26 protein-coding genes are annotated in these 25,548 nt (G+C 72.6%); 8 read left to right on the forward strand and 18 right to left on the reverse strand.

What is annotated here, in order from left to right:
* The first annotated feature begins 7 nt into the window (after positions 1–7).
* Positions 8–853 carry an IclR family transcriptional regulator gene (locus tag F8568_RS50725; RefSeq protein ID WP_202125642.1) on the forward strand — a complete coding sequence of 282 codons (846 nt, stop codon included), beginning with the start codon at positions 8–10 and terminating at the stop codon, positions 851–853.
* 7 nt (positions 854–860) lie between these two features.
* Here F8568_RS50725 and F8568_RS33350 read toward each other — a convergent pair whose 3' ends face one another.
* The 11 genes from F8568_RS33350 to F8568_RS33400 all read right to left on the reverse strand — a co-directional run bounded on the left by F8568_RS33350 (position 861) and on the right by F8568_RS33400 (position 10,054).
* A complete protein-coding gene (locus F8568_RS33350) occupies positions 861–1,148 on the reverse strand; it encodes a hypothetical protein (protein WP_202125643.1) in 288 nt (95 codons plus the stop codon).
* A 145-nt stretch (positions 1,149–1,293) separates the two neighbouring features.
* Positions 1,294–2,541: an amidohydrolase family protein gene (locus F8568_RS33355; RefSeq protein WP_151597670.1), complete on the reverse strand. Its 1,248-nt coding sequence runs from the start codon at positions 2,539–2,541 to the stop codon at positions 1,294–1,296.
* An 11-nt stretch (positions 2,542–2,552) separates the two neighbouring features.
* On the reverse strand, positions 2,553–3,323 hold the full coding sequence (locus tag F8568_RS33360; RefSeq protein WP_202125644.1) for an alpha/beta hydrolase fold domain-containing protein: 771 nt from the start codon (positions 3,321–3,323) through the stop codon (positions 2,553–2,555).
* On the reverse strand, positions 3,320–4,174 hold the full coding sequence (locus tag F8568_RS33365) for a fumarylacetoacetate hydrolase family protein (RefSeq protein ID WP_151597671.1): 855 nt from the start codon (positions 4,172–4,174) through the stop codon (positions 3,320–3,322). The genes F8568_RS33360 and F8568_RS33365 overlap by 4 nt, the downstream gene beginning before the upstream one ends.
* A complete protein-coding gene (locus F8568_RS33370; protein WP_151597672.1) occupies positions 4,171–5,040 on the reverse strand; it encodes a fumarylacetoacetate hydrolase family protein in 870 nt (289 codons plus the stop codon). Before F8568_RS33370 ends, F8568_RS33365 begins: the two co-directional genes overlap by 4 nt.
* 38 nt (positions 5,041–5,078) lie before the next feature.
* Positions 5,079–5,894: an ABC transporter permease gene (locus tag F8568_RS33375; protein WP_151597673.1), complete on the reverse strand. Its 816-nt coding sequence runs from the start codon at positions 5,892–5,894 to the stop codon at positions 5,079–5,081.
* Between the two features lies 1 nt (position 5,895).
* Positions 5,896–6,876 (reverse strand): ABC transporter substrate-binding protein, encoded by a 981-nt coding sequence (locus F8568_RS33380; RefSeq protein WP_151597674.1) that lies wholly within the window; start codon positions 6,874–6,876, stop codon positions 5,896–5,898.
* Positions 6,873–7,631 carry an ABC transporter permease gene (locus tag F8568_RS48885; RefSeq protein WP_151597675.1) on the reverse strand — a complete coding sequence of 253 codons (759 nt, stop codon included), beginning with the start codon at positions 7,629–7,631 and terminating at the stop codon, positions 6,873–6,875. The genes F8568_RS33380 and F8568_RS48885 overlap by 4 nt, the downstream gene beginning before the upstream one ends.
* Complete coding sequence (locus F8568_RS33390) at positions 7,628–8,461, reverse strand: ABC transporter ATP-binding protein (RefSeq protein WP_151597676.1); 834 nt, start codon at positions 8,459–8,461, stop codon at positions 7,628–7,630. Before F8568_RS33390 ends, F8568_RS48885 begins: the two co-directional genes overlap by 4 nt.
* A gap of 4 nt (positions 8,462–8,465) precedes the next feature.
* Complete coding sequence (locus F8568_RS33395) at positions 8,466–9,248, reverse strand: SDR family NAD(P)-dependent oxidoreductase (protein ID WP_151597677.1); 783 nt, start codon at positions 9,246–9,248, stop codon at positions 8,466–8,468.
* A 17-nt stretch (positions 9,249–9,265) separates the two neighbouring features.
* Positions 9,266–10,054 (reverse strand): SDR family NAD(P)-dependent oxidoreductase, encoded by a 789-nt coding sequence (locus F8568_RS33400; protein ID WP_151597678.1) that lies wholly within the window; start codon positions 10,052–10,054, stop codon positions 9,266–9,268.
* A gap of 114 nt (positions 10,055–10,168) precedes the next feature.
* On the opposite strand from F8568_RS33400, the gene F8568_RS33405 reads away from it, so the two are divergent.
* From F8568_RS33405 to F8568_RS33420, 4 genes are all read left to right on the forward strand, one after another.
* Positions 10,169–10,966 (forward strand): IclR family transcriptional regulator, encoded by a 798-nt coding sequence (locus F8568_RS33405; protein ID WP_151597679.1) that lies wholly within the window; start codon positions 10,169–10,171, stop codon positions 10,964–10,966.
* Positions 10,963–11,514 (forward strand): carboxymuconolactone decarboxylase family protein, encoded by a 552-nt coding sequence (locus F8568_RS33410; RefSeq protein ID WP_151597680.1) that lies wholly within the window; start codon positions 10,963–10,965, stop codon positions 11,512–11,514. The genes F8568_RS33405 and F8568_RS33410 overlap by 4 nt, the downstream gene beginning before the upstream one ends.
* Positions 11,515–11,643: 129 nt before the next feature.
* Positions 11,644–12,459: an ABC transporter ATP-binding protein gene (locus F8568_RS33415; RefSeq protein ID WP_151597681.1), complete on the forward strand. Its 816-nt coding sequence runs from the start codon at positions 11,644–11,646 to the stop codon at positions 12,457–12,459.
* Between the two features lie 315 nt (positions 12,460–12,774).
* Positions 12,775–13,242: a hypothetical protein gene (locus tag F8568_RS33420; protein ID WP_151597682.1), complete on the forward strand. Its 468-nt coding sequence runs from the start codon at positions 12,775–12,777 to the stop codon at positions 13,240–13,242.
* 110 nt (positions 13,243–13,352) lie between these two features.
* Here the strand turns inward: F8568_RS33420 and F8568_RS33425 are convergent, their stop codons facing one another.
* Genes F8568_RS33425 through F8568_RS33440 form a run of 4 tightly spaced genes read right to left on the reverse strand, consistent with a single transcriptional unit; the run spans position 13,353 to position 15,758 of the window.
* A complete protein-coding gene (locus F8568_RS33425) occupies positions 13,353–13,649 on the reverse strand; it encodes a cytochrome C oxidase subunit IV family protein (protein WP_151597683.1) in 297 nt (98 codons plus the stop codon).
* Positions 13,650–13,654: 5 nt separating this feature from the next.
* A complete protein-coding gene (locus F8568_RS33430) occupies positions 13,655–14,245 on the reverse strand; it encodes a cytochrome c oxidase subunit 3 (RefSeq protein ID WP_202125645.1) in 591 nt (196 codons plus the stop codon).
* Positions 14,242–15,021 carry a hypothetical protein gene (locus F8568_RS33435; RefSeq protein WP_151597684.1) on the reverse strand — a complete coding sequence of 260 codons (780 nt, stop codon included), beginning with the start codon at positions 15,019–15,021 and terminating at the stop codon, positions 14,242–14,244. Before F8568_RS33435 ends, F8568_RS33430 begins: the two co-directional genes overlap by 4 nt.
* Positions 15,018–15,758 (reverse strand): hypothetical protein, encoded by a 741-nt coding sequence (locus F8568_RS33440; RefSeq protein WP_151597685.1) that lies wholly within the window; start codon positions 15,756–15,758, stop codon positions 15,018–15,020. Before F8568_RS33440 ends, F8568_RS33435 begins: the two co-directional genes overlap by 4 nt.
* Positions 15,759–15,941: 183 nt before the next feature.
* On the opposite strand from F8568_RS33440, the gene F8568_RS33445 reads away from it, so the two are divergent.
* Positions 15,942–16,523: a TetR/AcrR family transcriptional regulator gene (locus tag F8568_RS33445; RefSeq protein WP_160573860.1), complete on the forward strand. Its 582-nt coding sequence runs from the start codon at positions 15,942–15,944 to the stop codon at positions 16,521–16,523.
* Positions 16,524–16,574: 51 nt separating this feature from the next.
* Here F8568_RS33445 and F8568_RS33450 read toward each other — a convergent pair whose 3' ends face one another.
* The 3 genes from F8568_RS33450 to F8568_RS33460 all read right to left on the reverse strand — a co-directional run bounded on the left by F8568_RS33450 (position 16,575) and on the right by F8568_RS33460 (position 24,023).
* Complete coding sequence (locus F8568_RS33450; RefSeq protein ID WP_151597687.1) at positions 16,575–18,440, reverse strand: M1 family metallopeptidase; 1,866 nt, start codon at positions 18,438–18,440, stop codon at positions 16,575–16,577.
* Between the two features lie 86 nt (positions 18,441–18,526).
* A complete protein-coding gene (locus tag F8568_RS33455) occupies positions 18,527–20,995 on the reverse strand; it encodes a M4 family metallopeptidase (RefSeq protein ID WP_151597688.1) in 2,469 nt (822 codons plus the stop codon).
* 238 nt (positions 20,996–21,233) lie between these two features.
* Positions 21,234–24,023, reverse strand: a complete 2,790-nt coding sequence (locus F8568_RS33460; RefSeq protein WP_160573861.1) for a helix-turn-helix transcriptional regulator — start codon at positions 24,021–24,023, stop codon at positions 21,234–21,236.
* A gap of 376 nt (positions 24,024–24,399) precedes the next feature.
* Here F8568_RS33460 and F8568_RS33465 point away from each other — a divergent pair, with 376 nt between their 5' ends.
* Positions 24,400–25,299: a TIM barrel protein gene (locus tag F8568_RS33465; protein ID WP_151597690.1), complete on the forward strand. Its 900-nt coding sequence runs from the start codon at positions 24,400–24,402 to the stop codon at positions 25,297–25,299.
* Positions 25,296–25,427, forward strand: coding sequence for a hypothetical protein (locus F8568_RS49935; protein WP_268896448.1), 132 nt, complete (start codon positions 25,296–25,298; stop codon positions 25,425–25,427). The genes F8568_RS33465 and F8568_RS49935 overlap by 4 nt, the downstream gene beginning before the upstream one ends.
* The last annotated feature ends 121 nt before the right edge of the window (positions 25,428–25,548 follow it).

The following is a 25,548-nucleotide window of genomic DNA, read 5'->3' on the forward strand; positions in this document are numbered from 1 at the left end:
TGCGGCAGTGCCAGCGCGCAGAAAGCAGGTCGCAGTGCCGCCGCGTGACCAGACGACGCCCCGCCGGGCCGGCGGAGCGACCCGCCCGAAGGGCGCCTACCACGTCGAGGCGCTCGCGAAGGGGCTGCGCATCCTCGGGCTGTTCTCCGAGCAGCGCCCGTCGATGAAGCTGACCGACATCGTCGCCGAGACGGGCCTGCCGATGCCGACCGCGTTCCGGATGGCGGCCACGCTCGCCGCCGAGGGGTTCCTCGAGCAGCTCCCGGACGGCGCGTACCGGCCCGCGCCGAAGGTGCTCACGCTCGGCTTCTCCGCGCTGCGCAGCCTCGACCTCGTGCAGCTCGCCGAGGGGCCGCTGCGCCGGCTCGTCGAGGCGACGGGGCAGACGGCGAACCTCGGCGTGCTGTCCGGCGACCACGTGCTGTACCTGGTCAGGCTGCGCAACAACGACCTGGTGACGGCGAACATCCAGGTGGGCTCGCGGCTCCCGGCCGTCCGGACGTCGATGGGCAAGCTGCTGCTCGCCTACCTGGACGGCGACGCCCTGGACCGCGCGCTCACCGGCGACTCGTTCGCCGGGACGGCGGGCCCGAACGCCCTGGCCTCGCCGGCCGAGCTGCGCCCCGCGCTGGCGGAGGCCCGCGAGCGGGGCTGGGCGGTGCAGGACGAGGAGCTGGCGTACGGGCTGCGGTCGGTGGCGGGGCCCGTCCGGGACGCGTCCGGCGCGGTGGTCGCGGCGGTGAACGTGGCGGTGCCCGCCACCGAGGTCTCGACGGAACGGCTGCTGGCGGAGATCCGGCCGCAGGTCCTGCGGACGAGCGCCGAGATCACGATGCTGCTCGGCGGCCGCTGACCCTCGTTCAGGTCCCGTCCCCGGTGCCGCCGGTCTTGTCGGGGACGAGGACGAGGCCGATGATGTGCCGGACGCGCCCGTCGCCCGGCTCGGTGCGGGTGCGGCGGGCGACGACGGCCTCGAGCTCGTCGACGAGCTCGGCGAACTCGTCCTCGGTGACGTAGACCGCGCCCTGCCGGTACAGGACGCCCTCGCGGGGCGGGTCGGCGTCGTCGCGGGCCAGGTACCGGTCGAAGTCGGCCAGCACGGCGCCGGCGAAGGCGGCGAACGCCCGCCGGTGGTCGTCCTTGGTCATCGCGGCGCGGGCGTCCTCGTCGACCAGGGCCTTCTCCTGGCGGACGCGGCCGCCGCACCCGACGCGCTCGCCGCCCAGTCGCCTGACCGTTCACTTGCGGCGAGTCGTCGTCATCCGAGCGCGGATAGCGACGACTCGCCGCAACTCAACGCGTCGGGGGCTTGTGGAAGTGGCCGGCCTGCATGATCGCGGTGAGGTTGGCGGAGTCCTGGAGGAGGGCGATGTCGTCGGTCGGGTCGCCCTGGACGACCAGGAGGTCGGCTAGGTAGCCGGGGGCGAGGACGCCCAGCTCGTCGGCCATGCCCATGACCTCGCCGCCCCACCTGGTGGCGGCGACGAGGGCCTCGGACGGGGTGTAGCCGAACAGGTCGACGAAGAGCTGCAGGTCGCGGGCGTTGCGGCCGATCGGCGTCTGCGGGAAGCCGTAGTCGCCGCCGGGCAGGACGCGGATGCCGCGCCTGCGCATCTCCGGGTACAGCGCGGTCTGCGCCTCCAGCTGCGCGACCGACCCCATGCGCTCGGCCATCGCCCGGTCGATGCCGAACTCCTCCGCCTCGTGGACGTTCGCCCACATGATCCCGACGGCCGGCGCGGCGAAGAGCTCGTCCTTGTGCTCTTCGAGCAGGTCGAGGGCCTCCTCGTCGGCGTACGAGCAGTGGTACACCGACCGGAACCCGTTGCGGACGGCCAGCTTGATCGACTCGGGGTTCTGCGCGTGGCAGTTCAGCCACACGCCCGCCGCCCGCGCCGCCGCGCCCGCCGCCGCGGCCTGCTCGGCGGTGTACTGGGTCTGCATCGAGCCGCCGGGGACGAACACGTCGTCGTTGCTGAGCAGCAGCTTCACCGAGTCGAACCCGAGCGCGGCCTGCTCGGCGATGAAGCGCGCGACGCCGGTCGGGGTGGTGTTCTCGGCGCCGTGCCGGACGGGGTTGTTGTCGCGCTCGAAGCTCGCGGCGCGCAGCCGCGGCCCCGGCGTCCCGCCCGCCGCGATCCGGTCGCGGAGCTGGACCTCCACGTTGCCCGGCGTCAGCGACCCGGCCGAATAGGCGCTGGTGAAGCCCGCGTCGAGGAGGATCCGGGCGTTGCGCTCGGCGAGCGCGAGGTGCTCCTCGGCGGTGGGCGGGTTTCCGAAGAACGAGACGTCCACCGGCGGATTGAAGCCGGGTTCGAGGTGGCCGACGGCGGACGGGAACGTCAGGTGGGCGTGCCCCTCGACCAGGCCGGGCATGACGGTCGCGCCCGCGCAGTCGACGACGGTGGCGCCCTCCGGGGCGGGGGAGCGGCCCGGACGGACGGCGGCGATCCGGTCGCCGCGCACGACGACCTCGCCGGGGAACGGCTCCCGGCCGGTCCCGTCGAACACCGATCCGCCGGTGAAGACGATCTCGTCCATCGCAACACTCCTCACGTCCATACGCCACGGGTGAAGTCGAGCGACGCCGCGAACACGGCGGCGACGTCCGGCGCGTTCCGCCAGCTGTGGTCGGCGCCCTCCACCGGCCGGAACTCCACCGGTACGCCCGCCGCGCGCAGCGCCTCCGCCATCCGCTCGCTCTGCGCCATCGGCACCAGCCCGTCCGCCGTCCCGTGCCAGAGCTGGAACGGAGGCGCGCCCGCGTGGACGTGGTTGATCGGGCCGGCCTCGGCGGCGAGGTCCGGGACGCTCGCGACGGGCGCGCCGAGCAGCCGCGACTCCCGCGTCTCCGGGTCGTCCGGGTCCGGCATCGCGGACAGGTCGTACACCCCGTACCAGCCGACGACGGCCGCGATCCCCGGGCCGGTGAGGGCGGCGAGCGCGGCCAGGTGCGCCCCGGCCGACTGGCCCCACGCCACGATCCGCGACCCGTCGAACCCGTGCTCGCCGCCGTGCTCGCGCAGCCATCCGACCGCCGCCCGCACGTCGTGGAGCTGCGCCGGATGCGGGGCCTCGCGCGACAGCCGGTAGCCCACGGACGCGACGGCGAACCCGGCCTCGGCGATCCGCTCGAGCGGGGACGGCCGCCAGCCGGCGAACTCGCCCCCGAACTCGCGGCGCGTCCCGCGCTGCCAGCCGCCGCCGTGCACGAACAGCACGACCGGCGCGCCGTCCGCGGAAGGCAGGTAGAGGTCGAGCTCAAGCGGCCGGTACCCGACCTCCACCGCGTACTCGACGCCCTCCAGCACCCGGACGGTCACGACGCGCCGCCCGCCGCGACGAACCGCTGCGTGATGCTCCCGACCCCTTCCAGTTCGCTGACCAGGACCTCGCCCGGCCGGACGAATCGCTTCGGGGTGCGCGCGTTGCCGACGCCCGGCGGCGTCCCGGTGAAGACCAGGTCGCCGGGGAACAGCCGGCAGACCCGCGACAGCCGGACGACCAGCTCCGGGATGTCGTAGATCATCGACGAGGTGCGCGCGCTCTGCACCGTCTCGCCCGCGAGGCGGCACGAGATCGCCAGGTCGCCGGGGTCGGCGAACGCGTCGGGGGTGACCAGCCAGGGTCCGGTGGGCCCGAAGTTCGCGTGCGACTTGGCCAGGCTGAACTGCGGTTTCGCGCCCGCGAGCTGCGCGGTCCGCTCGGACAGGTCCTGGCCGAGGGTGATGCCGGCGACGTGGTCCCAGGCGTCCTCGCGCCGCACCCGGTACGCCTCCCGGGAGATCGCGACGACGGCCTCGACCTCCCAGTCGACGGTGTCGGACGGCAGCTCGACGTCGCAAACGGGCCCGGCGAGGCAGCTCGGGAACTTCGTGAACGTCACCGGTGCCGAGTCCGGCGGGTATCCGGCTTCGGCGGCGTGCTCGGCGTAGTTGATCCCGATCGCGAACACCTGTGCCGGGCGCGGGACGGGCGCCCCGAGGTCCTCGACCGCGAACGGCGCGCCCTGCGCGGCGTCGAGCCCGGCGGCCCAGTCGCGGAACGCGTCCCACTCGGCGAAGACGGCCTGCGGGTCGGCGGCGAAGCGCCCGCCGCTCGCCTCCGCGACGTCCACGGCCCGGTCGCCGTCGACGACCACGACCAGGCGGCCCTTGAGGTTGGCGATCCTCACCAGTCGACCCTTTCCGGGGCCGGCTCGCCGTGCGCGTCCTGCCAGGACACGACGTGGTTGCGCAGCGTCCCGACGCCCTCGATCTCGGCCTCGACGACGTCACCGGGACGCAGGTAGAAGTCGAACGGGTTCGGCTGCACGGCCGCGACGCCCGAGACGGTGCCGGTGGTGATGATGTCCCCGGCGCTGAAGATCTGCGGCGAGTGGTAGGCCACCAGGTGCGGGATCGACACGCGCATCTGCTTGGTGTGCCCGGTCTGCCGGACGTCGCCGTTCACCCGCAGCTGCATCGCCAGGTTCTGCATGTCGTCGATCTCGTCGGCGGTGACGATCCACGGGCCGATCGGGCAGAACGTGTCGATCGCCTTGCTGAAGGAGAACACGCCCGACTCCATCTCGCGGCGCTGGATGTCGCGCGCGGTGATGTCGTTGAAGACGGTGAACCCGGCGATGTGCTCCAGCGCCTCGTCAGGGCCGAAGAACTTGCCGGGCTTGCCGATGATGACGGCCAGCTCCAGCTCGTAGTCCAGCTCCTTGGTGAGGTGCTCGGGGTAGACGATCGGGTCGTCCGGGCCGATGATCGCGTCGACGTTCTGGAAGAACACGATGCCCTTGTGCACCGGGTGCGACCAGTTGACGGCCTGCAGCTCCTCGTGGTGGTCGGCGAAGTTGCCGGCGGTGTGGAAGAACTTCTTCGGCGTGATCGGGGCGCGCAGCCGCACGTCCGGCAGCTTCAGCCGCTCGCCGGTCTCGCCGACCTTCCCGTCGCGCTCGAAGTACGCGCGGGTGGACGGGACGTCCAGCTCGATGACGTCGTCGCCGTCGAGCCGCCCGACCCGGCCCTCGTCGAAAGTGATCAGTTTCATGGTGTCCAGTTTCCTCGGTGAATGGGGGAATGAGCAGGTCAGGGACGATCCGGCCGGCCGCGCGAGGCGCGCCTCTCGATCGCCGACAGCAGCGCGTTGACGGCCAGCGCGCCCGCGCAGACGACCAGGACCATGGCGTCCAGCGGGGCGGCGCCGTGGTTGGTGATCTGGGTGGAGATGAACGTGCCGACGCCGTCCACCGAGATCATCAGCTCCGCGAGCAGCACGCCGAGCAGCGACAGCGCCGCGCCGATCTTCAGCGCGCCGATGATGTCCGGCAGGCAGGCGGGCACGACCAGGAACAGCAGCCGGCGCAGCCGCCCGGCGCCCATGGCGCGGCCGGAGTCCAGCACGGCGGGCTCGACCGCCGCGCCCGCCGTCATCGTCATGAGGATCACCGGGATGATCCCGTGGATGGCGCCGAACGCGATCTCCGAGCCGTCGCCGAGGCCGAGCCAGAGCACGAACAGCGGGTACAGCGGCGCCATCGGCAGCGCGTACAGCACCGACACGACGTCGCGTCCGCCCAGGTAGACGTGCTTGTTGAGGCGTCCGAGCAGCAGCCCGATCGCGGGCCCGGCGACGGCGGTGACGGCGAACGCGGCCAGGAACCGGTACGTGGTGTACCCGACGAGGGTGAGCGAGTCGCCCTCCAGCACCTTCGGCAGGCCGTCGGCGACGATCCGGCTCGGCGAGGTGAGGTAGTCGCCGGAGCCGGTCAGCCGGGTCACCGCCTCCCACACCGCGACCAGCGCGGCGACCGTGCCCCAGCGGACGAGCCGGACCGCCGCCGCCTCCCGCGGCCGCGCCGTGCGCCGCGCGGCCGCGGGAGCGGCTCCGGTGATGGCCGTCATGTCACTTCGCCGAGGTGATCGCGGTGCTGAGGTAGGAGTCCTGCGCGGGCGACGACGTCGCGATGCCGAGCTTCGGCAGCGCCTTGGCGTAGCCGGCCATGCCCGCGGCGCTGATGCCGCCGTCCGGGGTGAAGGCGCCGATCAGCGCGTCGTAGGTCTGCTCGGCGATCGGCTGCGGCATGCCGAGCTTGGCGACGGCGAGCTGGACGGTCGGCTGCTTGTTGGCCTTCATCCAGTCCAGCGCCTTGGTGTAGGCGCCGGCGAGCTTCTGCAGGTTCGCCTTGTTGCCGGAGATCGTGGACTTCTTCGCCATCAGGACGGCGAACTGCGAGTTCGGGCCGAGGACGTCCGACGCCTTCTGCGCGATCTTGCCCTCGTGCTTGGCCTGGAGCAGGAACCCGAAGTTGACCGGCAGGACGAACCCGTCGACGTCGCCGCGCTTCATCGCCGACATCGTCGCGGCGGGGTCGCCGAGCGGGACCTCCTTGACCTTCTCGAAGTCGACGCCGGACGCCTCGGCGGTCGCGCGGGTGATGTAGTCGGTGAGCGAGCCCGCCTTGGAGATGCCGAGCTTCTTGCCCGCGATGCCGGAGAAGCCGGTGATACCGGACTTCTCCGGGACGATCAGCGCCATCGGGCTCTGCCCCATCACCCCGAAGAACGCCTGCGTGTCGAGCTTCTTCGCGGCGCCCGACACCGCGTCCAGCCCGGTCGCGGCGCCGACGTCGATCGACCCGCCGGTCATCGCCTTGGTGAGGTCGGACCCGGCGCTGAAGTCGACGACCTTGACGTCCAGCCCGGCGTCCTTGAAGAACCCCTGCTGGACGGCGACCCGCGCGGGCATCGCGTGCACGAAGTCCTGCGCCTGGACGAGCCCCAGCTTGATCGAGGTGGACGGTCCGGACGACCCGCCGCCACCGCACGCGGTGAGCGCGGCGGCGCACAGCGCCGCGACCGCGGCGATCCTTGCGGTGACCTTCATCGGGTTATGCCCTTCTGCAGCATGTGGGTGGTGAGCGAGAACAGGAGGTTGACGGCGACCGTGACCAGGCAGGCGATCACGATCCAGGCGAACAGGCCGGGGCTGTCCAGGCTCTGGCTGGCGGTGCCGAGCTGGTAGCCGATCCCGGCGGCGCCCGCGATGAACTCGGACGCGATGACGGTGACGAGCGCGAGGCCGAGCGACACCCGCATCGCGGCGAGCACCGGGCCGAGCACCGCCGGCAGCACGACCCCGGTCAGCCACTGCGCGCGCGACGCGCCCATGGTCCGCGCGGCGGTGATGAGCCGGCCGTCGACGGTGCCGGTCGCGCGGGCCGCCGCGATCGCGACGGGGAAGAACGCGTACACCGCACCGAGCGCGATCTTGGAGGGCGAGCCGACCCCGAGCGTCGCGGCCAGCACCGGGTAGAGGATCACCAACGGCAGCGCGTTCAGGCCGGTCAGGACGGGTTCGTACGCGCGCCGCAGCAGCCGCGACGACCCGATGAGCACCCCCAGCGGGAGGGCGATGACCGCCGCGATCCCGAACGCGATCGCGGTCTCCTCCAGCGTGGTGCCGACCGGATCCAGCAGCTTCGACGGCTCCCCGGCCAGGTCGGAGAGCGCCTGCCACACGTCGCCGATCGGCGGCAGCAGCAGCGGCGCCACCGCCCCCGTCCCGGCGAGCAGCGCCCACACCGCGAGGACGAACGCGACCGTCCCGGCGTAGACGAGGACGCGGCGCGGCGCGATCACCGCACGTCTCCGGGGTCGTCCTCCAGCAGCAGCGCCGACAGCCGGTCGGTGAGCGCGTGGAACTCCGGTGTCCGCAGCACCTGCGGCTCGCGCGGGCGCGGCAGCGGTACCTCGATGACCTCCTTGATCGTCGCGGGGCGCGGCGTCATCACGATGATCCGGTCCGACAGGTACGCCGCCTCCGACAGGCTGTGCGTCACGAACAGCACCGTCTTGCCGTGCTCCTCCAGCAGCGTGACGAGCTGCTCGCCGATCTTCAGCCGGGACAGCTCGTCCAGCGCCGCGAACGGCTCGTCCAGCAGCAGGATCGACGCGTCCGACACCAGCGCCCGCGCGATCGCGACCCGCTGCCGCATCCCGCCCGACAGCTGGTGCGGGAACCGGTGCGGGACATCGCCGAGCCCGACCGCGCGCAGCGCGTCCAGCGCGCGCGCCCGCCGCTCGGCGCGGCCCACACCGGCGAACTGCAACGCGATCTCGACGTTGCGCACGGCGCTGCGCCACGGGTACAGCGCGAGGTCCTGGAACACGAACGCCACGTCCCGGGGGCGCGGGCCGTCCACCGGCGTGCCGTCCACCGGCGTGCCGTCCACCAGCAGCTCCCCGGACGCCGGCGCGAGCAGTCCGCCCACCGCGCGCAGCGCCGAGCTCTTCCCGCACCCGGACGGCCCGATCAGGCTGACGAACTCGCCCGGCCGCACGTCGAACGTCAGGTCCGTCGCCGCGGTCGTGTCGCCGTAGGCGAGGGTGAGGTCGCGGGCGGCGACCCTGGGCCGCTCGGCCTCCCGGACGCCCCCGGCCCTGGCGCTCTCCTCGCGCTGTCCCGCCACGGCCCTACGCCCCGACCATGTTGAACCCGCCGTCGGCGAGCATGTAGGCGCCGGTGATGTGCGAGGCGTCCTCGGTCGCGAGGAACAGCGCGGTGCCCGCGACGACCTCGGGCGGCGGGATCTGGCCCATCGGGGTCTGCGAGATCAGCTTCTCGCGGCGGCCCGACTTCCAGTCCTCGCGCTCCAGCGTCGCGCCCGTCTCCATGAACCCGGGCGCGAACGTGTTGACCCGCACCGCCGGTGCGAACGCCGCCGCGTACGACTTGGTGATGCCGAGCAGCCCGTACTTGGCGGCGGCGTACTGCGGGGCGCGCGCGCTGCCGCGCACCACGACGGTCGAGCCGATGTTCACGATCGAGCCGTGGCCCTGCTCCAGCATCCGGGACCCGAACTCGTGCGTCATCAGCAGCGTGCCCTTGACGTCGACGTCGATGACGCGGTCGAGGGACTCCTGCGTCAGCTGCCGCCACGACATCTGCTCGGTCGCGACGTCCCCGACGTTGTTGACCAGCACGTCCAGCTCGCCGGCGATCCCGAACACCTCGTCGGCGAGGGCGCGGATCGCGTCCCACGAGCCGATGTCGGCCTGCACGACGAACGCCTCGGCGCCCGCGTCCCGGACCCGCTGCGCGGTGCGCTCGGCGCCCTGCTTGGAGGAGTTGTAGTGCACCCCGACGCGGGCGCCCTCCTGCGCGGCGCGGACGGCGATCTCGGCGCCGAAGCCGGTGCCGGCCCCCGTGACCAGCACCGTCTTCCCCTCGAACCGCGGGAAGATCTTCTGAGCCATGTGCTTGTTCTCCCTTGTCAGACGAGCGTGCGTCCGCCGTCGACGTACATGACGTGGCCCGTCATGAACGCCGCGTGCGGTGAGGACAGGAACAGGATCGGGCCGACGACCTCGGCGGGCGTGCCGAGCCGGCCCGCCGGCACGAGCCGGACGAGATCCTCCCGGACGCCGGGCCGCGCCAGGTACTCGGCGGTCAGCGGCGTCTCGACGTAGCCGGGCGCGATCGCGTTCACGGTGACGCCGTGCCGGGCCCACTCGGCGGCCATGACCCGCATCATCTGGTTCATCCCGCCCTTGGACGCGGCGTACGGCCCGTGCTTCTGGTGCGCCAGGTGCCCCGACACCGACGACAGGAAGACGATGCGCCCGCCGCCCGCGTCCACCATGTGCCGCCCGGCGGCCTGCGCCGCGCCGAACGCGGTGAACAGGTTGGTGCGCAGGATCCGCTCCCACTCGGCCTCGGTGAAGTCGAGCACCGGGCGCCGGTCGTTGATCCCGACGCAGTGCAGCAGCACGTCGAGCCCGCCCATGGTCTCGATGGCTTGCGCGACGACGGCGGCGCCGGCGCCCTCCTCGGTGAGGTCGGCGGCGATCGTGTGCGGCTTCGTCCCGCCGGGGCCGGGCTCCAGCGCGTCCAGCCGGTCCCGGTCCCGGTCGACCGCGGTGACGACCGCGCCCGCGTCGAGGTAGCCGCGGGCGCACTCGGCGCCGATCCCGCCCGCGCCGAGCACCAGCACCCGGGCGCCGTGCAGGCCCAGCCACGCGGTGCCCGTGCCGGGCGCCGCCTGAGTCGTCCCGTCTGCCACTTGCGGTTCCTCGCCTTCCCCAGCTAGCTTTCACTCTGTGAAAGCCACTTTCAATGAACCCGAGTATGGTGTGATGCCGGTCATGGCGTCAAGGCGAACGCCCGGAGGCGGGCCGTGACCTCCGGCGCCGCGGGCGCCGAGCCCGACCGGTCGCGCTACCACATCGCCGCCCTCGCCAAGGGGCTGCAGGTGCTGAGCCTGTTCGACGGCGCGACGCTGGCCCTGCGCACCAGCGACATCGCCGCGCTGACCGGCATCCCGATGCCCACCGCGTTCCGGATCGTCGCCACCCTGGAGGACCTCGGCTACCTGGAACGGCGCCACGACGGCACCGTCCAGCCCGGCGTCAAGGTGCTCACCCTCGGCTCGGCCGCGATGCGCGGCTCCGGCCTCGTCCAGCTCAGCGACCGGCCGCTGCGGCTGCTCGCCGACGCCACCGGCGAGACCGTCAACCTCGGCGTCCTCGTCGAGGACCGCGTCCTGTACCTCGCGCGGCTCCGCAACGCCGACCTCGTCACCGCCAACGTGCACGTCGGCTCGACCCTGCCCGCCACCTACACGTCCATGGGCAAGCTGCTGCTCGCCCACCTCCCGCCGGACGAGCTGGACCGCCGCCTCACCGCCGCCTCGTTCGCGCCCGGCGCCGGGCCGAACGCCGTGCCGGACCGCGCCGCGCTCCTCGCCCAGCTCGACCGGATCCGCCGCGACGGGTACGCCGTCCAGGACCAGGAGCTCGCGCAGGGCCTGCGGTCGGTGTCGGTCCCCGTGCTCGGCCCGGACGGCGCCCCGGCGGCCGCGGTGAACGTCGCCGTGTCCGCCCTGCGCCGCCCCCTCGCCGACCTGCACGGCGAGATCCTCGACCGGCTCCGCGCCACCGCCGCCGACATCACCACGAGACTGAGGACCCGATGACCCGCAAGCACCCGTTCCGTCCCGCCGACCTCGACGGCGACCGGCTCGCCCTCTACCGCGCCATCACCGAGGGCCCGCGCGCGCAGGGCCCCCGCCTGTTCGACCTCGTCTCCGACGACGGCGTGCTGCTCGGGCCGTTCAACGAGTTCCTGCTGCGCCCCGCGCTCGGCGACGCCCTCCAGCGGGTCGGCGCCGCCGTCCGGTACCAGGGCGCCCTCAGCGGACGGGCCCGCGAGATGGCGATCCTCGTCGTCGCCGCGCACTGGGACAGCGCCTTCGAGCGGACCGCCCACGAGGCCGTCGGACGCGCCGCCGGCCTCACCGACGCCGAGCTCGCCGCGATCGCCGGCGGCGCGCCGCTGGACCTCGACGACCCCGCCGAGGCCGCCGCCCTCCGCCTCGCCCGCGCCCTCGTCGCCGGCGACGTCGACGACGCGACCTGGGCGGCCTGCGTCCCGCCGCTGGACCGCGAGACCGTCTTCGAGCTGACCACCCTCGTCGGCTACTACGCGACCCTCGCCCTCCAGATGCGCGTCTTCCGCGTCTGACGCGCGTCCCGTCGCGGTGTGATCGGCGGGCCATGAGTACCCGTCCGGCCTGCGGGAACGACCTGCGCGTGCGGGCCCCGAGCCGGGGGCCGCCGCTGACGGTCGCGCGCCGAGCGGAAAGGACCTGCCATGCCGTCAGAGCCCGAACCCGCGACCCCCGAGGAGCCCGAGGACCCCGGGACGGACGAGCCCGCGGCCCCGCCCGTCCGGCCGGACGCCGAGCCGATGGTCGTCGTCGACCGGCTGCACGTCACCTACCGCGTGCTCGGCGCCGAGACCGGCTCCGGCTCCTCCCGCGTGCGCCGGGCGCTGCGCCGGAGCAGGCCCCGGCCGCGCGAGGTGCACGCCCTGCGCGGCGTCTCGTTCGTCCTGCACCGCGGCGAGGCGGTCGGCGTGATCGGCTCGAACGGCTCCGGCAAGACGACCCTGCTGCGCAGCATCGCCGGCCTGCTGCCCGGCGACCGCGGGCAGGTCTTCACTTGCGGGCAGCCCGTCCTCCTCGGCGTGAACGCCGCGCTCATGAACGACCTCACCGGCGAGCGCAACATCGTCCTCGGCTGCCTCGCCATGGGCATGCCGCCGCGCGAGGTCCGGGAGAAGTACGCCGACGTCGTGGAGTTCTCCGGGCTCGGCAAGTTCGTCGACATGCCGATGAAGACGTACTCGACCGGCATGGCGCAGCGCCTCCGGTTCGCCATCGCGACCGCGCAGACCAGCGAGATCCTGATGATCGACGAGGCGCTCGCCACCGGCGACGCCCGCTTCCGCCGGCGCAGCGAGGACCGGCTGAAGGAGCTGCGCGACGAGGCCGCGACCGTCGTCCTCGTCAGCCACAGCCTCGGCACCATCGAGGAGACCTGCGACCGGGCGATCTGGCTCGACCACGGCCGCGTCCGCATGGACGGCCCCGCGCCCGAGGTCGTCGCCGCCTACCGCGGGGACTGAGCGTCGGCTCCCGCCGGCGGGCGCCTAGCATGTTCGCCGCTTCACGGCAAGTGGCCGCGGGCATCATCGACCTCGCGGTTCTTGTGCTTTTTGCACCTATTCGATTGGCCGATGTTGTGGCTGTGCATAAGTGTCGCAGCGGGTTTTCATAAGCCATCCAAGAATTGTCAAAAAGGGTCTAGTTCGCTGTTGACCAGTCGACTAAATCTGCTTACATTCATTGTGGAGCGCGTTCCCGAGAAGACGGGCGTCGTGTCGAGTCGGACAAGACTCCTGCCCCCCGCCCCCCACCCCCAATTCTCTGGAGGAACCTGCATGAGACCCCGCATGCTCCTTGCCGGGTTCGGCATCGCCGCGGTCACCGCCGGCTTCACCACGGCCACCGCGCACGCCGCCGCCCCCGGAACGGTCGACGGCACCCTCGCCGCTCTCGGCTACTCCTGCGGCTTCACCGCCGCCACCAGCGACACCCCGCCGAACACGCTGACCATCGACCAGAGCACGGTCGTCCCGGACTGTGGCGGCGGCGTCCAGCTGACCCTCGGCAACTCGCCGACCTTCACCTTCGACGACACCGCCGGCACCGCGTCGGCCGCGGAGATCGATCTCAGCGGCGGCGCGCTCGGCATCACCTGCACCTACCAGGTGAGCGACGCCACGCTCACCCGCAGCGGAACGACGCGCACCTACAACGGCGGCCCCTTCACCGCCACCAAGACCGCGGGCAGCGGCCTGTGCCCGGCCACCACCTCGGTGGACACCGCGACCTTCGATTTCCACTGATCCTCCGACACTGATTCCCGAACGGCCGCGCGCCGGGAAACGGGCGGGGCTCCCGCGAATGGGAGTCCCGCCCGTGCCCGCGTTCAATCGGCGCGCATCGCCAGGCCCCGTCAGATCAGGTAAATGACCAGCAGGGCCGACCAGAGGACGGCGAGCCATCCGTCAGTCGCGAACCGCAGCCAGCGGGGCGCGTGGCGGACCTCCATGAAGCAGCGGAGGACCAGGCGGCATTTGACGAGGCCGAGCACCACGATGGCGGCGACGAGCTCGTCGCCCAGCGCCGTCGCGGACTGGGATTCGCCGGGAGAAAGGAACCGGGCGAGGACGGTCGCGGCCGTCAGTGCGGCCCAGGCGGCGAAGACGGTCCGCCTGTCCTTCCTCAGGAGCCGGTCGTCGGGTGCGCTCACGCGGGTCACCTCATCAGGTAGAGCAGGGCGAAGATGACGACCCACAGCAGGTCGACCATGTGCCAGAACAGGACGCACTGCTCGACGATCGCGGGCCGCCGCCTGCGGGGATTCCGCAGCTCGCGGCCCGCGACGCCCAGGACGAGCAGGCCGAGCGCCAGGTGGACGAGGTGGACGCCGGTGAGGACGAAGTAGAAGCTGTAGAACTCGTCGTGGATCGTGTGGCCGTGGCTGATCTCGGCGTGCCACTCGTAAGCCTTGATCAGGGTGAACAGCACGCCGCACGCGCCGGTGGCCAGCAGCAGCCGCTGGGCCTGCCGCGACGCCCCCTCCCGGACGGCGAGCACGGCGAGGGCGGCGAACAGCGAACTGGTGAGCAGGACGACGGTGTTGACGACGCCGACGTCGATGTCCAGATGCCGCTGGGAGGCGGTGAACTCGTCTGCCGACATGGCGCGGAAGACCATGTAGGTCACGAAGTAGCAGCCGAAGATGAACAGGTCGCCGAGGATCATCACCCACATGTCGGCGTCGCCGGGCAGGCGCCGTTCGCGGGCCGGAGGGCGGGGGCGCGCCGTGGTGCCGGGGGCGGTCATCGGGCGCCCTCCGCCTCGTAGAGGGCGGGGGTGTGCGCGCTCTCGCGGCCGGCGGCCTTGCGGAGCAGCACCAGCAGGCACGCGACCCACAGGCCGAAGATGGCGATGGCGATGTAGAGGGTGATCATGCCGTTCCAGGCGAAGGCGCCGGCATGGTGGACCCACATCTGGCTGGCGAGGATCTCGGTGACGATCTGCCAGACGGTGACGTAGCCGAACCACTTGGGGAAGATGCGGTTGCGGTCGTAGAAGACGGCGATGGCCAGGACGGTGTACGCGGCCGTGAAGCAGCCGAGGGACCCGTTGTACGACAGCATGCCCAGGTCGTAGAGCAGGTACAGGATGTCGGGAGAGCGGTCGGGGCGGAACGTCGCGGTGAGCCAGCAGACCAGCAGCACCTGGAACCCGGGGACGGCGCCGACGCCCATCGTGGCGATGTAGGCGTAGGCGAGCATCTTGCCGGACGACATCCGCTTCATGAAGTAGCCGATGATGCCGTTGGAGATCGCGGCGCCTCCGGCGATCACCAGCAGGAACACGAAGCCGATCTGGATGCCCAGGTGGTGCTGGTACAACCAGGCCGCGGCCTGCGCCCGGGTGACGTCCGGGCGGGGCGGCGGGGTGGCGCGCCCCAGCAGGCATATCCCGACCGACAGGGCGGTGTAGAAGACGGTGAAGGCCCAGTAGACGAGCCGGACCTCCCGCTTGCCCGCGCGCTTCGGCTCTCCGAACTCCTCGGCGCCCTCGTCGGCGGGAGCGGCGTCGGTGTCCGTCATGACGCCCGCCCCTCCTGTTCGGCCTGGCGCCGGAGGGCGGCGCGCAGGACGAAGAACATCACCGCGGCGAACAGCGCGAAGGCGCCGTTGCGCAGCCAGAACGACACCAGCCCGTCCCAGGCCAGGGGACCGTGGCGGAACACCGCCGCGCCCGCCGACGGCGCCATCGCCAGTGCGGTCAGCAGCGCGTAGTGCCCCACCCACCGCGGGAAGACCGGCGCCCTGCGGTCGTCGGCGTAGACGGCCAGGGCAAGCAGGACGAACTGGGCGACCAGCATGCCGATCGGGGCGATGAAGAAGATCCAGCCGAGGTCGTTGAGCAGCTGGATCAGGTCGTCTCCCCGGTCCGGCCGGAAGGCCGCCGCGGCGAAGAAGATGTCCGACAGCGCGAACAGCGTCGCCCCGGCGACGACGGCGGTGAGGTAGGAGAAGGCGTAGATGTGGCTCTCGCTGCGCATCCGCTGCATCTGCACCATGATCAGGACGAAGAACGGGACGATCAGGATGCCGAACAGGTTGAAGCCGACCATGCTGAGCTGGATCAGCGCGGTGTCGTCCCGGTAGAACGCCCCGACCTCGGCCGCGCTCATGTCCGGCGACATGGGCGGGAAGAAGCCGGGGAAGGCGGCGAACAGCACCAGCAGGACGAGCGCCAGTACGGGCGCGGACCACAGGACCACCTGCTGGGCCCGCAGAGCGGAGGCGGACGCCTCCTGTTCCTCGGTGAGGACCTGCATGCGCTTCCTCTCCCTCGCCGGATCTGGAAAGCAGGTTCTCTCTCTAAGGAAAGCAGCCTGCCGTAGCTGGAGCATGCCCGCTTTCCTGACGGTAGTCAATAATCGTGCTGCGGTAAGATCCTTGCCATGGCGCATGTCCCGCACGGACCGAAGGATGACCATGGTCAGAAAAGGGCCGTCCCGGTGCGCGCCCGTTCGCATGCAAGCCGGGACGCGATCGTCCAGAGCGCGCTGGCCCTGTGGCGCACCAAGGGCTTCGCCGAGACCACCGTCACCGACATCTGCAAGGCCGCCGGCGTCTCCAAGGCGCTGTTCTACGTGTACTTCGCCCGCAAGGAGGACGTGCTCGCGGAGCTCGAGGTGTTCACCATGCGCGACGCGCACCTCGCCGCCGGCGCCGTCGCGTCCGGCCCCTACACGCTCGCCGATCTGATCGAGGCCGTCGTCGGGGTCCTGGAGCGCACCATGCGCCGCTACCCGCCGGAGCTGGTCTTCGAGACCGTCATCGAGACCTACCGCTTCGAGCGGCGCGCGCTGGCCGACGGCGCGACCGACGCCGACCTCGCCTTCCTCTTCCTCGAGCCCTTCCGGCAGGCGCACCGCGACGGCAGGCTCCCGGCGGACGCGGACGTCGCGCGGACCGCGCGCGTCGCCCAGCTGCTCGTCGCCGACGGCATCAGGGACTGGGCCGCCGCCGGCTTCACCGACCGACCCCTGGCCGGCCCCCTCGCCCGGGAGATCAGCGCACTGATCGGCGGCCGCTGAGCCGCGCCGTCCCTCCAGGAGCGGTGTCCGCTCCTGGAGGGACGTCTCCCGTCAGCCTTCTATGCGGTGCTGGGTCCAGAACGAGGTGAGGTCGGTGGACGTGGCGGCCTGGGCGGCCTTCTTGAACTCGGCGGTGGCAGAGATGCCGTACCAGTGGCTCTGGGCGTAGGTCTTGAGGAGGTTCGCCATGGCGGAGTCACCGATCACGCGCCGCAGGTCGTGCAGAGCGCACTTGCCGTAGTTGTAGACGACGGTGGAGTAGCGGGACGAGTGCGCGTCCCAGTACGCCATCGAGTTCGTGATCTTCTCCTCGGACGACGCCCACGACACGCTGTTCCAGCAGCCCGCGCCGGTGATGCCCCGGTACAGGTCGGTGGCGTAGTCGGCGAACGCCTCGTCCAGCCAGGGATGGTCGTACTCGTCGTCGCCGACGATGCCGTACCACCACTGGTGCGCCAGCTCGTGCGGGAGCGCGACGTTGCTGACCAGGTCGAGGACGAACCCCGGGTACTCCATGCCGCCGAACCAGAAGTCGTTGTCGAGGATCGCGTCGACCTCCCCGTACGGGTAGGCGCCGAAGCGGCCGGAGTGCGCGTCGATCGCGTCGGTGGCGAGCGACAGCATCTGCTGGGCGCTGGACTGGCTGATGCCGCTCACCCAGTACATGTTCACCTTGACGCCGTCCGGCGAGGTGGCGGAGATCTTGGAGAACGGGCCGGCGCCCCAGGCGAACTCGCGGACGTGGGTCGCGGTCGCGGTGGTGACCGTCCGGCCGGACGAGCCGGGCGTGTCGACCGAGGTGCCGGTGGCGGGGACGGAAAGCGAGCTGGGGTGGTCGAGCGTCACCTTGTAGTCGCTCGCGAGGCCGTAGAACGACTCCCCGTTGTTGGTGTACGGGTCGAGGTGCCAGCCGTCGCCGTCGTGGACGGCGAGGACCGGCAGCGCGTTGCCGAGGAAGTTGTACGGCCCGTCGTGCCCGAACCGGTCGGCGCCGGACGGCACCGCGATGGCGAGGTCGAACGCGACGGTCGCGCTCTGCCCCTGCGGCAGCGGGTCCGGCAGCGTCACCTTCATGGCGGTGCAGCCGACCGAGAGGGCGGACGCGGTGCCGCCGGTCACGTTCGTGACGGTGATGGGGGTGCTGGACGGGCAGCTGCCGTGGGCGTTGTCCCACAGCCGCAGGTAGACCTCCGACAGCGGGGCGGAGTCGGTGTTGGTGAACGCGACCGACTCGTGGCCCTGCCAGTTGGCGCCGGACGCGTCGCTGGTGAGGTCGACGGTGTAGGACTGCGCGTCGGGCGTGCGGGTGCCGTCGCCGGTGGGCGGGGGCGTCGTGCCGCCGGACACGTCGAGGGCGACGTCGTCGAGGACGAAGCTGGTCTGGGCGCCGGAGTCCTCGGTTCCGCCGAAGGCGAGCGTGACGGTCTTGCCCGCGTAGGCGGACGCGTCGACGCTCTTCTTCACGTAGCCGGAGGCGGCGTCGAGGTTGGTGTAGGTGGCGACGGTGTCGCCGCCCATCGTCACGGTGAGCTTGTCGTAGGCGGTGCCGGGCGACTCGTCGGTGTCGATGTGCAGGTAGAACGACAGCGTCGCGGTGCAGCCGGCGGGCAGCGTCACGGACTGCGACGCGGTGTCGGTGTGGGACGAGCCGTAGCCGTCGAGCCAGGCGAAGTGGGTGCCGGAGTGGGCGCTCTCACCGCTGCCGTTGGCCGAGACGACGCCGGACGTGGTCGTCCACGGCGAGGTGCCGTTCTCGAACCCGCCGTTGGAGACGACCTGGGCCGAGGAGCAGTCGGTCGTGGTGGTGGCCTGCGCGGGCGCGATGGTGGCCCGCGCGGGCGCGATCGCCGTGACCAGGCCGGCCGCCGCGGCCGCCACGGCGGTGGCGGCGGCCAGGAGTCCGCGTCTGCTGCTCATTGGGAAACTCCTTGCTCATGACTGTCGCCGGCCCCCCGAGCGGAGGGGACCGGCGACAGAGCGGGGGGGGGTGGGGGGTTACCGGGTCAGCCGGCGTTCAGGGCCACGTCGTCGAGGACGAAGCTGGTCTGGAGGTACTCGTCCTCCGTGCCGGAGAAGGAGAGCGTGACCGTCTTGCCCGCGTAGGCGGACAGGTCGATGCTCTTCTGCGCGTAACCCGAGTTGGCGTCGAGGTTGGTGTAGGACGCGACGGTGGTGCCGTTGGCCTTGACGGTGAGCGTGTCGTAGGCGGTGCCGGGCGACTCGTCGGTGTCGATGTGCAGGTAGTAGGTGAGGGTCGCCTTGCAGTTCGCCGGGATCGTCACCGACTGGGTGGCCGAGTCGGTGTGGGACTGGCCGTAGCCGTCGAGCCAGGCGAAGTGGGTGCCGGAGTGGGCGCTCTCGCCGCTGCCGTTGGCCGAGACGACGCCGGACGTGGTGGTCCACGGCGAGGTGCCGCTTTCGAATCCGCCGTTGGACACCTTGTCGCCGGGCGAGGAGCACGCTCCGCCACCGGGCGGGTTCACCGTCCAGGTGAAGGTGGCCGTGCCGGTCTGGCCGGAGGCGTTCCTGGCGGTGACCGTGACGGTGCTGGTGCCCGCGGTGGTCGGGGTGCCGGAGACGACGCCGGTGCTCGCGTTGATCGACAGCCCGGCCGGCAGGCCGGTGGCGCTGTAGGTCAGCGCCTGCCCGTTCGGGTCACTGGCGTGGATCTGGACGCTGACCGCCTGGCCGACGGTGCTGGTCTGGTCGCCGGGGCTGGTGACCGTGGGGCCGCCGCCCTGGCCTGGGCAGGTGCCCGGGACGGGGTCGGACCCGGTGACGCTGACCGCCGCCCACGCGGCGTTGATGGTGTTGTACTCGGTGCAGTGCGCGCCGTACAGGTCGGCCGCGGCCTTCAGCGAGTCGGTGCGCGCCCGCGCGTAGTTCTCGTTGCTGTTGGCGTACGACGCCAGGGCCTTGTACCAGATCTTGGCGGCCTTGTCGTTGCCGATGCCCGTGACCGTGGAGTTGTTGCAGGTCGGGCTGTTGCCGTAGCCGTGGTCCCCGCTGCCGACGGCGGCGAGGAAGAACCAGTGCGCGAGCGGGCCGAGCGAGTAGTGCGGGTCCAGGCTGCCGTTGCTGCTGCTGTAGCAGTCGGGCGAGTTCCCGTCGAGCGACGGGTGGTACATGTACCGCAGCGGCGAGCCGTCACCGTAGATGTCGATCAGCTCGCCCATGGTGTAGTCGGGCCTGTCGTTCGGGTTGTTGGCATAGAACTCCACCATCGTCCCGAAGATGTCGCTGGTGCCCTCGTTCATCCCACCGGTCTCGCCGTTCTCCTCCCAGCCGGTGAGGGCGCCGCTGACGCCGTGGCTCATCTCGTGGCCGGCGACGTCGATCTCGACCAGCGGCCGCGCGTTGCCCTCGCCGTCGCCGTAGGTCATCTGGGTGCCGTCCCAGAACGCGTTGACGTAGGCGTTGCCGTAGTGGGTGCGGGACGGGACGCCGCGGCCGTCGCCGAAGATGCCGCTGCGGCCCTGGACGTTCTTGAAGTAGTCGAAGGTCATCGCGGCGCCGTAGTGGGCGTCGACGCCGGCGGAGGCGGGGTCGCTGTTGGAGCCGTTGCCGAACGAGCCGGTGGAGTTGCTGAAGATGCTGCCGGTGCCGGACGTGGCGTGGTTGAGGTTGGTGGTGTACCCGTTGCCGTGCGACGGGTCCCTCATCTGCCACGTGCTGCCGGACTGCGTCAGGTCGAGGTTGACCGTCCCGACGTAGATGCCGCGGCCGGTGCCGGTGGTCAGCGCGGTGCGCGGGGCGGCGGGAGCGGCGGGAGCGGCGGGAGCGGCGGCGCGGACGCCGGCGGGGGCGATGGTGTGGATCTCGTCGCTGCTCTGGACGACCCGGCCCTTGCGGGCGTCGACCATGACGTGCAGCCTGCTCGGCGTCTGGTCGGCCTTGGTGCCGGACACGACGGTCTCCCAGACCAGGGTGGCCGACCGGCCCTCCATCCTGATCGCGAGCTTGGGAGCCGCGACCGCCGAGACGGTGCCCTTGAGCTGCTTGCGGGCGACCGCGGCGGCGTCCTTGGAGCTGATGGACGGGGTGGTGCGGATCGCGCCGGAGGTCGCGGACGCGGTCTCCAGCGTCCGGTAGGAGCCGTTGGGCTTGAGGTGGACGATGAGGTCGCCGCCGTAGACGGGCAGTCCCTTGTAGGTGCGGTCGAAGCGGACGTCGGCGGCGCCGTCGCGGCTGACCGCGACGGTCCGGACCTTGAACGCCTGGCCGCTCGCGCGGTGGGCGCGCGTGCCGTGCGCGTCGAGGGCCTTCTGCGCGTTCTTGATGGCCTTCTTGCGGGTGGTCGGCGCCGGGTCCAGCGTGAAGCCGGCCGTGGAGAAGGCGTTCGGGCCGGCGGGCTGCGCCTTGGCCTTGGGGGTGGGTTTCGGGGTGGCCGCGGCCTGCGGTGCGGCCGCGACGCCGGTGAGGGCGATCAGCGCGGCCGCCGATGAGGCGATCGCGATGGTCCGTTGGGACATGGGGGTGGGTGTCCTTTCACCACTGAAACGGGTATCCCGTGGTGACGGGGGTGGACGTCCGGACGCCGCGACATCCGCTCCCTTCTACGTGAAATCCACTAAGTCCGGCATCACGGACAAGCGCGAGTCTGTGGACACGTGAGCGTTTTCAGAAGCCTCACGGCGAACGCATAGGGATATCCCTATGGCCGCGGGGACACCGCCGCGGCGATCCGGAAGGACTCGGTGAAGCCGCAGGTCAGCGGCCGGATACCGCCACCCGCGCGACGTCCACCCGGGAGCGGACGCCGAGCTTGCGGAACGTCCGGGTGAGGGCCGCCTCGACGGTCTTCACGCTGAGGAAGAGCCGGGACGCGATCTCCCGGTTGGTCGCGCCCTCGGCGACCAGGACGGCGACCTCCCGCTCGATGTCGGTGAGGACGTCCAGCGGGTGCGCGCCGGCGGACCCGTGGTCCCGGTCCGCGCTCTGGTGGTCGTGCCGGCCGTGGTCGAGGCCCCGCAGCTCGTCCTGGACGAGGTCCAGCCACGGCTCGGCCTGCGCGCGCGCGAAGATGTTCCGCGCGCGCTGCAGATCGGTGCGTCCCGCGTCCGGGTCGCCCGTGCGCGCGCGGAACAGACCCAGCTCCAACCAGGCCCGCCCCTCCTCCAGCCGGTAGGGCAGCGCCTGCGACTGCTCGACCGCGCGGACGAGCCCGTCCAGCGCGGCGTCCCGGTCGCCCTCCGCCGCGCGGACCAGCGCGGACGAGCGCTCCAGCACCGCCAGGACGCTGCGCCGGCCGAGCCGCGCGGCCTGCGCCCTCGCCTCGGCCAGCACGTCCGCCGCGTCCTTCGTGCGGCCGACGGCGACGAGCGCGTCGGCGAGGTCGGCGTGCCAGCGGCGCACCGCCGGGTCGCCGAGCCCCTGCGAGGTCTCCATCAGCCGCACCCGCTCCAGGATCCGCACCGCCGCGGCCGCGTCGCCGAGCCGCAGCCGCACCTGCGCCTCGGCGTGCAGCGCGCGCGGCAGGAACAGCAGGTCGCCGTCGCTCTCGCTGTGCTGCAGCGCCTGCTCCGCCGCGGCCAGCGCCCGTTCGAGGTCGCCGCCCGCCGCCTCCGCGAGCGCCATCGCGTACCAGGACGGCCCCTGGCTGAGCCCGGAGTCCTCCGCGAGGTCGAGGCTCTGCCGGGCGAGGCTGAGCGCCTGCCGGCAGCGGCCCCGGTGGATCTCCACCTGGCTCATGCAGAACTGGCTCAGGCACAGGCTCTCCACGACGCCGCGCTGGCGGACGCCGTAGATCAGCGTCCGCAGCTCGTTGCGGGCCTCCTGCAGCCGGTCGTGCATCAGATGGTGCCGGTGCTTGAGATAGATCGGCCCGTTGTGGTGCCACATGACCTGCGGCTCCTGCGGGTCGGCGAGCGCCCGGCGCAGCGTCTGCTCGCCCTCCGGGCGGCCCAGGAAGAACTCGATGTTCGCCTGCTTGGTCAGCGCCAGCTGCTCGGTCGCGCGGTCACCGGCGACGGCGGCCAGCTCGGCGGACCGGCGCGCGTGCTCCAGCGCCTCCTCCGCCGAGCCGAGCACCATCCAGGCCCGCCAGCTCAGCCGGTAGTGCAGCGGCGCGAGCAGCTCCGGCTCGCCCCGCGCGTCCTCCATCGCGCGCGGGAACACCTCCTCCACCTCGGCCAGCGCCTGGCCGGAGGAGTCCATCACGACCATCCAGGCGCGCACCCGGTCGCGCGGCACCGCCGTCGTCTCCAGCACCAGGTGCGCCAGCCGCCGCGCCAGCGGGTAGTCGCCCGCCGCGACGGCGTCCTCCGCCGCGCGCAGCCGCCGGCCGACCTCGGCGTCCCGCTCGGACTCGGGGGTGTGGTCGGCGGCCAGCTCGCCGAGGTGCGCCGCCGTCGCCAGGCCGCCGCGGCGGCGCGCCACGGCGGCGGCGTCCTCCAGCGTCCCGGCGATCCGCCGGTCCCGCCCCGAGGTCAGCTTCGCCAGGTGCAGGGCCCGCTCCACCGGATCGCGGACGGCCTGCGCCAGCGCCGCGTGCGCCGCCTTCCGCTCGACGGCCTCCGCCTCGGCGTAGATCACCGCCGATAACAGCGGATGGGCGAACCGGATCTGCCCCCCGCCGTCCACGTCCACGATGCCCTGCCGCTCGGCCTCCGCCAGCGCCGCACCGCCGGCCCGGCGCAGCAGCTCGACCGACGGGCGGCTCGCCGCGCTCGCCAGCAGCAGCGTCTCGCGGGTGGCCCGGGGCAGCGCGCTCACCCGCTTGTGGATCAGCACCGACAGGCTCTGCGGGATCGGCAGCGCGCCGCCGGACGCGCGGCCGTCCTCCAGCGCGCCGCTCTCCACCACGCTGCGCGCCAGCTCCACGGCGAAGAACGGGTTCCCGCCGCTCACCCGGTGGATGCGGGCGAGCTGGGAGCGCGGCCAGGACCGGCCGAACCGGTCCTGGAGCAGCGCCGCGAGCTCCGCCGCCGACATCGGCGGCACCTGCAGCGTCAGCACCGGCTTCGGGCACAGCCCGGCCGCGTCCCGCCACTGCCCGCCGGACCCGCGCGGGTCGCCGAACGACGCCCGGACGGAGGCGACCATCCGCAGCGGCGGCGCCAGCCGCCCGGCCCGCCGCGCGACGAACGCCAGCAGCTCGCCGGTCGGCCGGTCCAGCCACTGCGCGTCGTCGACGAGCACGAGGCCGGGCCGGTCGGCGCACAGCATCCGCAGCGTGTGCAGCACGCCGAGGCGCAGGCACAGCAGGTCGCGCTCGCCGATCGGGACGTCGTGCAGCAGCAGCGCGGAGCGCAGCGCGCGGCGCTCCGGCTCGGGCAGCCGGTCGACGACCTCGTCGGCGCCCTGCGCGACCAGGTCGATGAGGCCGAGGAAGGGCAGGTGCCGCTCGGTCTCGGCGGGGCAGCACGCGAACACCCGGTACCCGGCCGCCGCGTACTCGTCGGCGAGCGCCGTCACGAGGGTGGACTTGCCGATCCCGGTCGGCCCGACGAGCAGCGCGCCGCCGCCCCCGGCGAGGTGGCCGCGCACGTCGCTCAGCACGCTCGCCCGGCTCGGCGCCGGAGCGCCGCGGACGCGCCGGAGCCGTTCGCCGTCTGTCGCCGGAGGACGCGCAGGTGGGACGCTGCCCGTCGCGTCTCCGCCGGCCGGCCGGATCGCATGCTTCATCGCGTGGCCTCCGCACCGCCTGGGTCGGCGTGTGAACCCGTCGCGGACGGTAACCCGCTCCGCAACCGCAGTCAAGATCCCGGTGACGGCCGGGCCGCGACGTCCGCGCGGTGGGTCGATCCCCGCGATTGCCTGAACCTCCTTACCTCCTAATGTCATGACAAAGTCTTGACATGGCTCGGCCGGCTTCAGCAGACTCGGCGGGGCCGGCCGCGGCGCCGGCGTCGCCTTTCACCGGGATGGAGTGTTGATGATCAGAGACCGCGTCGCAGGAGCGCCGATCTCCTGGGGGGTGTGCGAGGTGCCCGGCTGGGGCCACCAGATGGCGCCCGCCCGGGTGCTGGCGGAGATGGGCGCCCTCGGCCTCGCCGCCACCGAGTTCGGCCCGGACGGCTTCCTGCCCGCCGGCGCCGCAGAGCGCGCGGACCTGCTGGCCAAGCACGGGCTGCGCCCGCTCGGCGGCTTCGCGCCCGCCGTGCTGCACGACCCGTCCCGCGACCCGCTCCCCGGGATCCGCCGCGCGCTGGCCTCCTTTGGTGTGGAGCGTTCCAAGGCGGGCGCGGGCACCCCGGCCGGGCTGACGCTCGTGCTCGCCGCCGTGCACGGGCTCGACGGCTACGACGAGCGGCCCGCGCTCGACGCGGCGGGCTGGACGGCGCTGCTGGCCAACCTCGACCGGATCGCCGCGCTCGCCGCCGAGTCCGGCGTCCGCGCCGTGCTGCACCCGCACGTGGGCACGATGGTGGAGCGGTCCGACGAGGTCAGGCGGGTCTTGGACGGCTCCGGGATCCCGCTCTGCCTCGACACCGGGCACCTGCTCATCGGCGGCGCCGACCCGGCCGAACTGGCGGCGCGCGTCCCCGAGCGGATCGCGCACGTCCACCTCAAGGACGTCGACGCCGGGCTCGCCGCCGACGTCCAGGCCGGCCGGACCGCCTACACCGACGCCGTCCGCAAGGGCATCTACCGGCCCCTCGGCGGCGGCGACATCGACATCGCCGGCATCGTCCACTCCCTCGAAGGCGCCGGATACGGCGGCTGGTACGTCCTCGAACAGGACACCATCCTCGACCGCGAGCCGGACGACGGCGCCGGGCCGATCGCGGACGTCCGCGCGTGCCTGGACTTCCTCGCCGGGATCGCCGCATGACCGGCGTCGACATGTGCCCGCGCGCGCTCGGCGCGCTGGTTCTCCGCGATCCGGCGGCCGCCGCGTCGCAGCCCGCGCGTGCCGCCGCCATGCCGGTCGCGGTGCTCCTGGACGGGGTGCCGGCATGAGTAGCCCTGTGTCAAGCAGCAGTGGGTTGATCTTGTTTGAGGAGGGTCTGGAGGGCTCGGTGTTGGGCGGGGTCGTAGGGGACGCGGTCCTGCCAGCAGTGCCAGATCACGAACAGCCAGG

The sequence above is a fragment of the Actinomadura physcomitrii genome, from assembly GCF_008923205.2.
Classification (GTDB): domain Bacteria; phylum Actinomycetota; class Actinomycetes; order Streptosporangiales; family Streptosporangiaceae; genus Spirillospora; species Spirillospora physcomitrii.

Bases quoted from the DNA above. Each gene is read 5' to 3' on its own strand.
- F8568_RS49935 (WP_268896448.1), top strand. From the start codon at position 25,296: ATGACCGGCGTCGACATGTGCCCGCGCGCGCTCGGCGCGCTGGTTCTC.
- F8568_RS33395 (WP_151597677.1), bottom strand. From the start codon at position 9,248: ATGGCTCAGAAGATCTTCCCGCGGTTCGAGGGGAAGACGGTGCTGGTC.
- F8568_RS33370 (WP_151597672.1), bottom strand. From the start codon at position 5,040: ATGAAACTGATCACTTTCGACGAGGGCCGGGTCGGGCGGCTCGACGGC.
- F8568_RS33455 (WP_151597688.1), bottom strand. From the start codon at position 20,995: ATGTCCCAACGGACCATCGCGATCGCCTCATCGGCGGCCGCGCTGATC.
- F8568_RS33440 (WP_151597685.1), bottom strand. From the start codon at position 15,758: ATGCAGGTCCTCACCGAGGAACAGGAGGCGTCCGCCTCCGCTCTGCGG.
- F8568_RS33350 (WP_202125643.1), bottom strand. From the start codon at position 1,148: ATGACCAAGGACGACCACCGGCGGGCGTTCGCCGCCTTCGCCGGCGCC.
- F8568_RS33450 (WP_151597687.1), bottom strand. From the start codon at position 18,440: ATGAGCAGCAGACGCGGACTCCTGGCCGCCGCCACCGCCGTGGCGGCC.
- F8568_RS33355 (WP_151597670.1), bottom strand. From the start codon at position 2,541: ATGGACGAGATCGTCTTCACCGGCGGATCGGTGTTCGACGGGACCGGC.
- F8568_RS33415 (WP_151597681.1), top strand. From the start codon at position 11,644: ATGCCGTCAGAGCCCGAACCCGCGACCCCCGAGGAGCCCGAGGACCCC.
- F8568_RS33465 (WP_151597690.1), top strand. From the start codon at position 24,400: ATGATCAGAGACCGCGTCGCAGGAGCGCCGATCTCCTGGGGGGTGTGC.
- F8568_RS33410 (WP_151597680.1), top strand. From the start codon at position 10,963: ATGACCCGCAAGCACCCGTTCCGTCCCGCCGACCTCGACGGCGACCGG.
- F8568_RS33380 (WP_151597674.1), bottom strand. From the start codon at position 6,876: ATGAAGGTCACCGCAAGGATCGCCGCGGTCGCGGCGCTGTGCGCCGCC.
- F8568_RS33435 (WP_151597684.1), bottom strand. From the start codon at position 15,021: ATGACGGACACCGACGCCGCTCCCGCCGACGAGGGCGCCGAGGAGTTC.
- F8568_RS33420 (WP_151597682.1), top strand. From the start codon at position 12,775: ATGAGACCCCGCATGCTCCTTGCCGGGTTCGGCATCGCCGCGGTCACC.
- F8568_RS33375 (WP_151597673.1), bottom strand. From the start codon at position 5,894: ATGACGGCCATCACCGGAGCCGCTCCCGCGGCCGCGCGGCGCACGGCG.
- F8568_RS33430 (WP_202125645.1), bottom strand. From the start codon at position 14,245: ATGACCGCCCCCGGCACCACGGCGCGCCCCCGCCCTCCGGCCCGCGAA.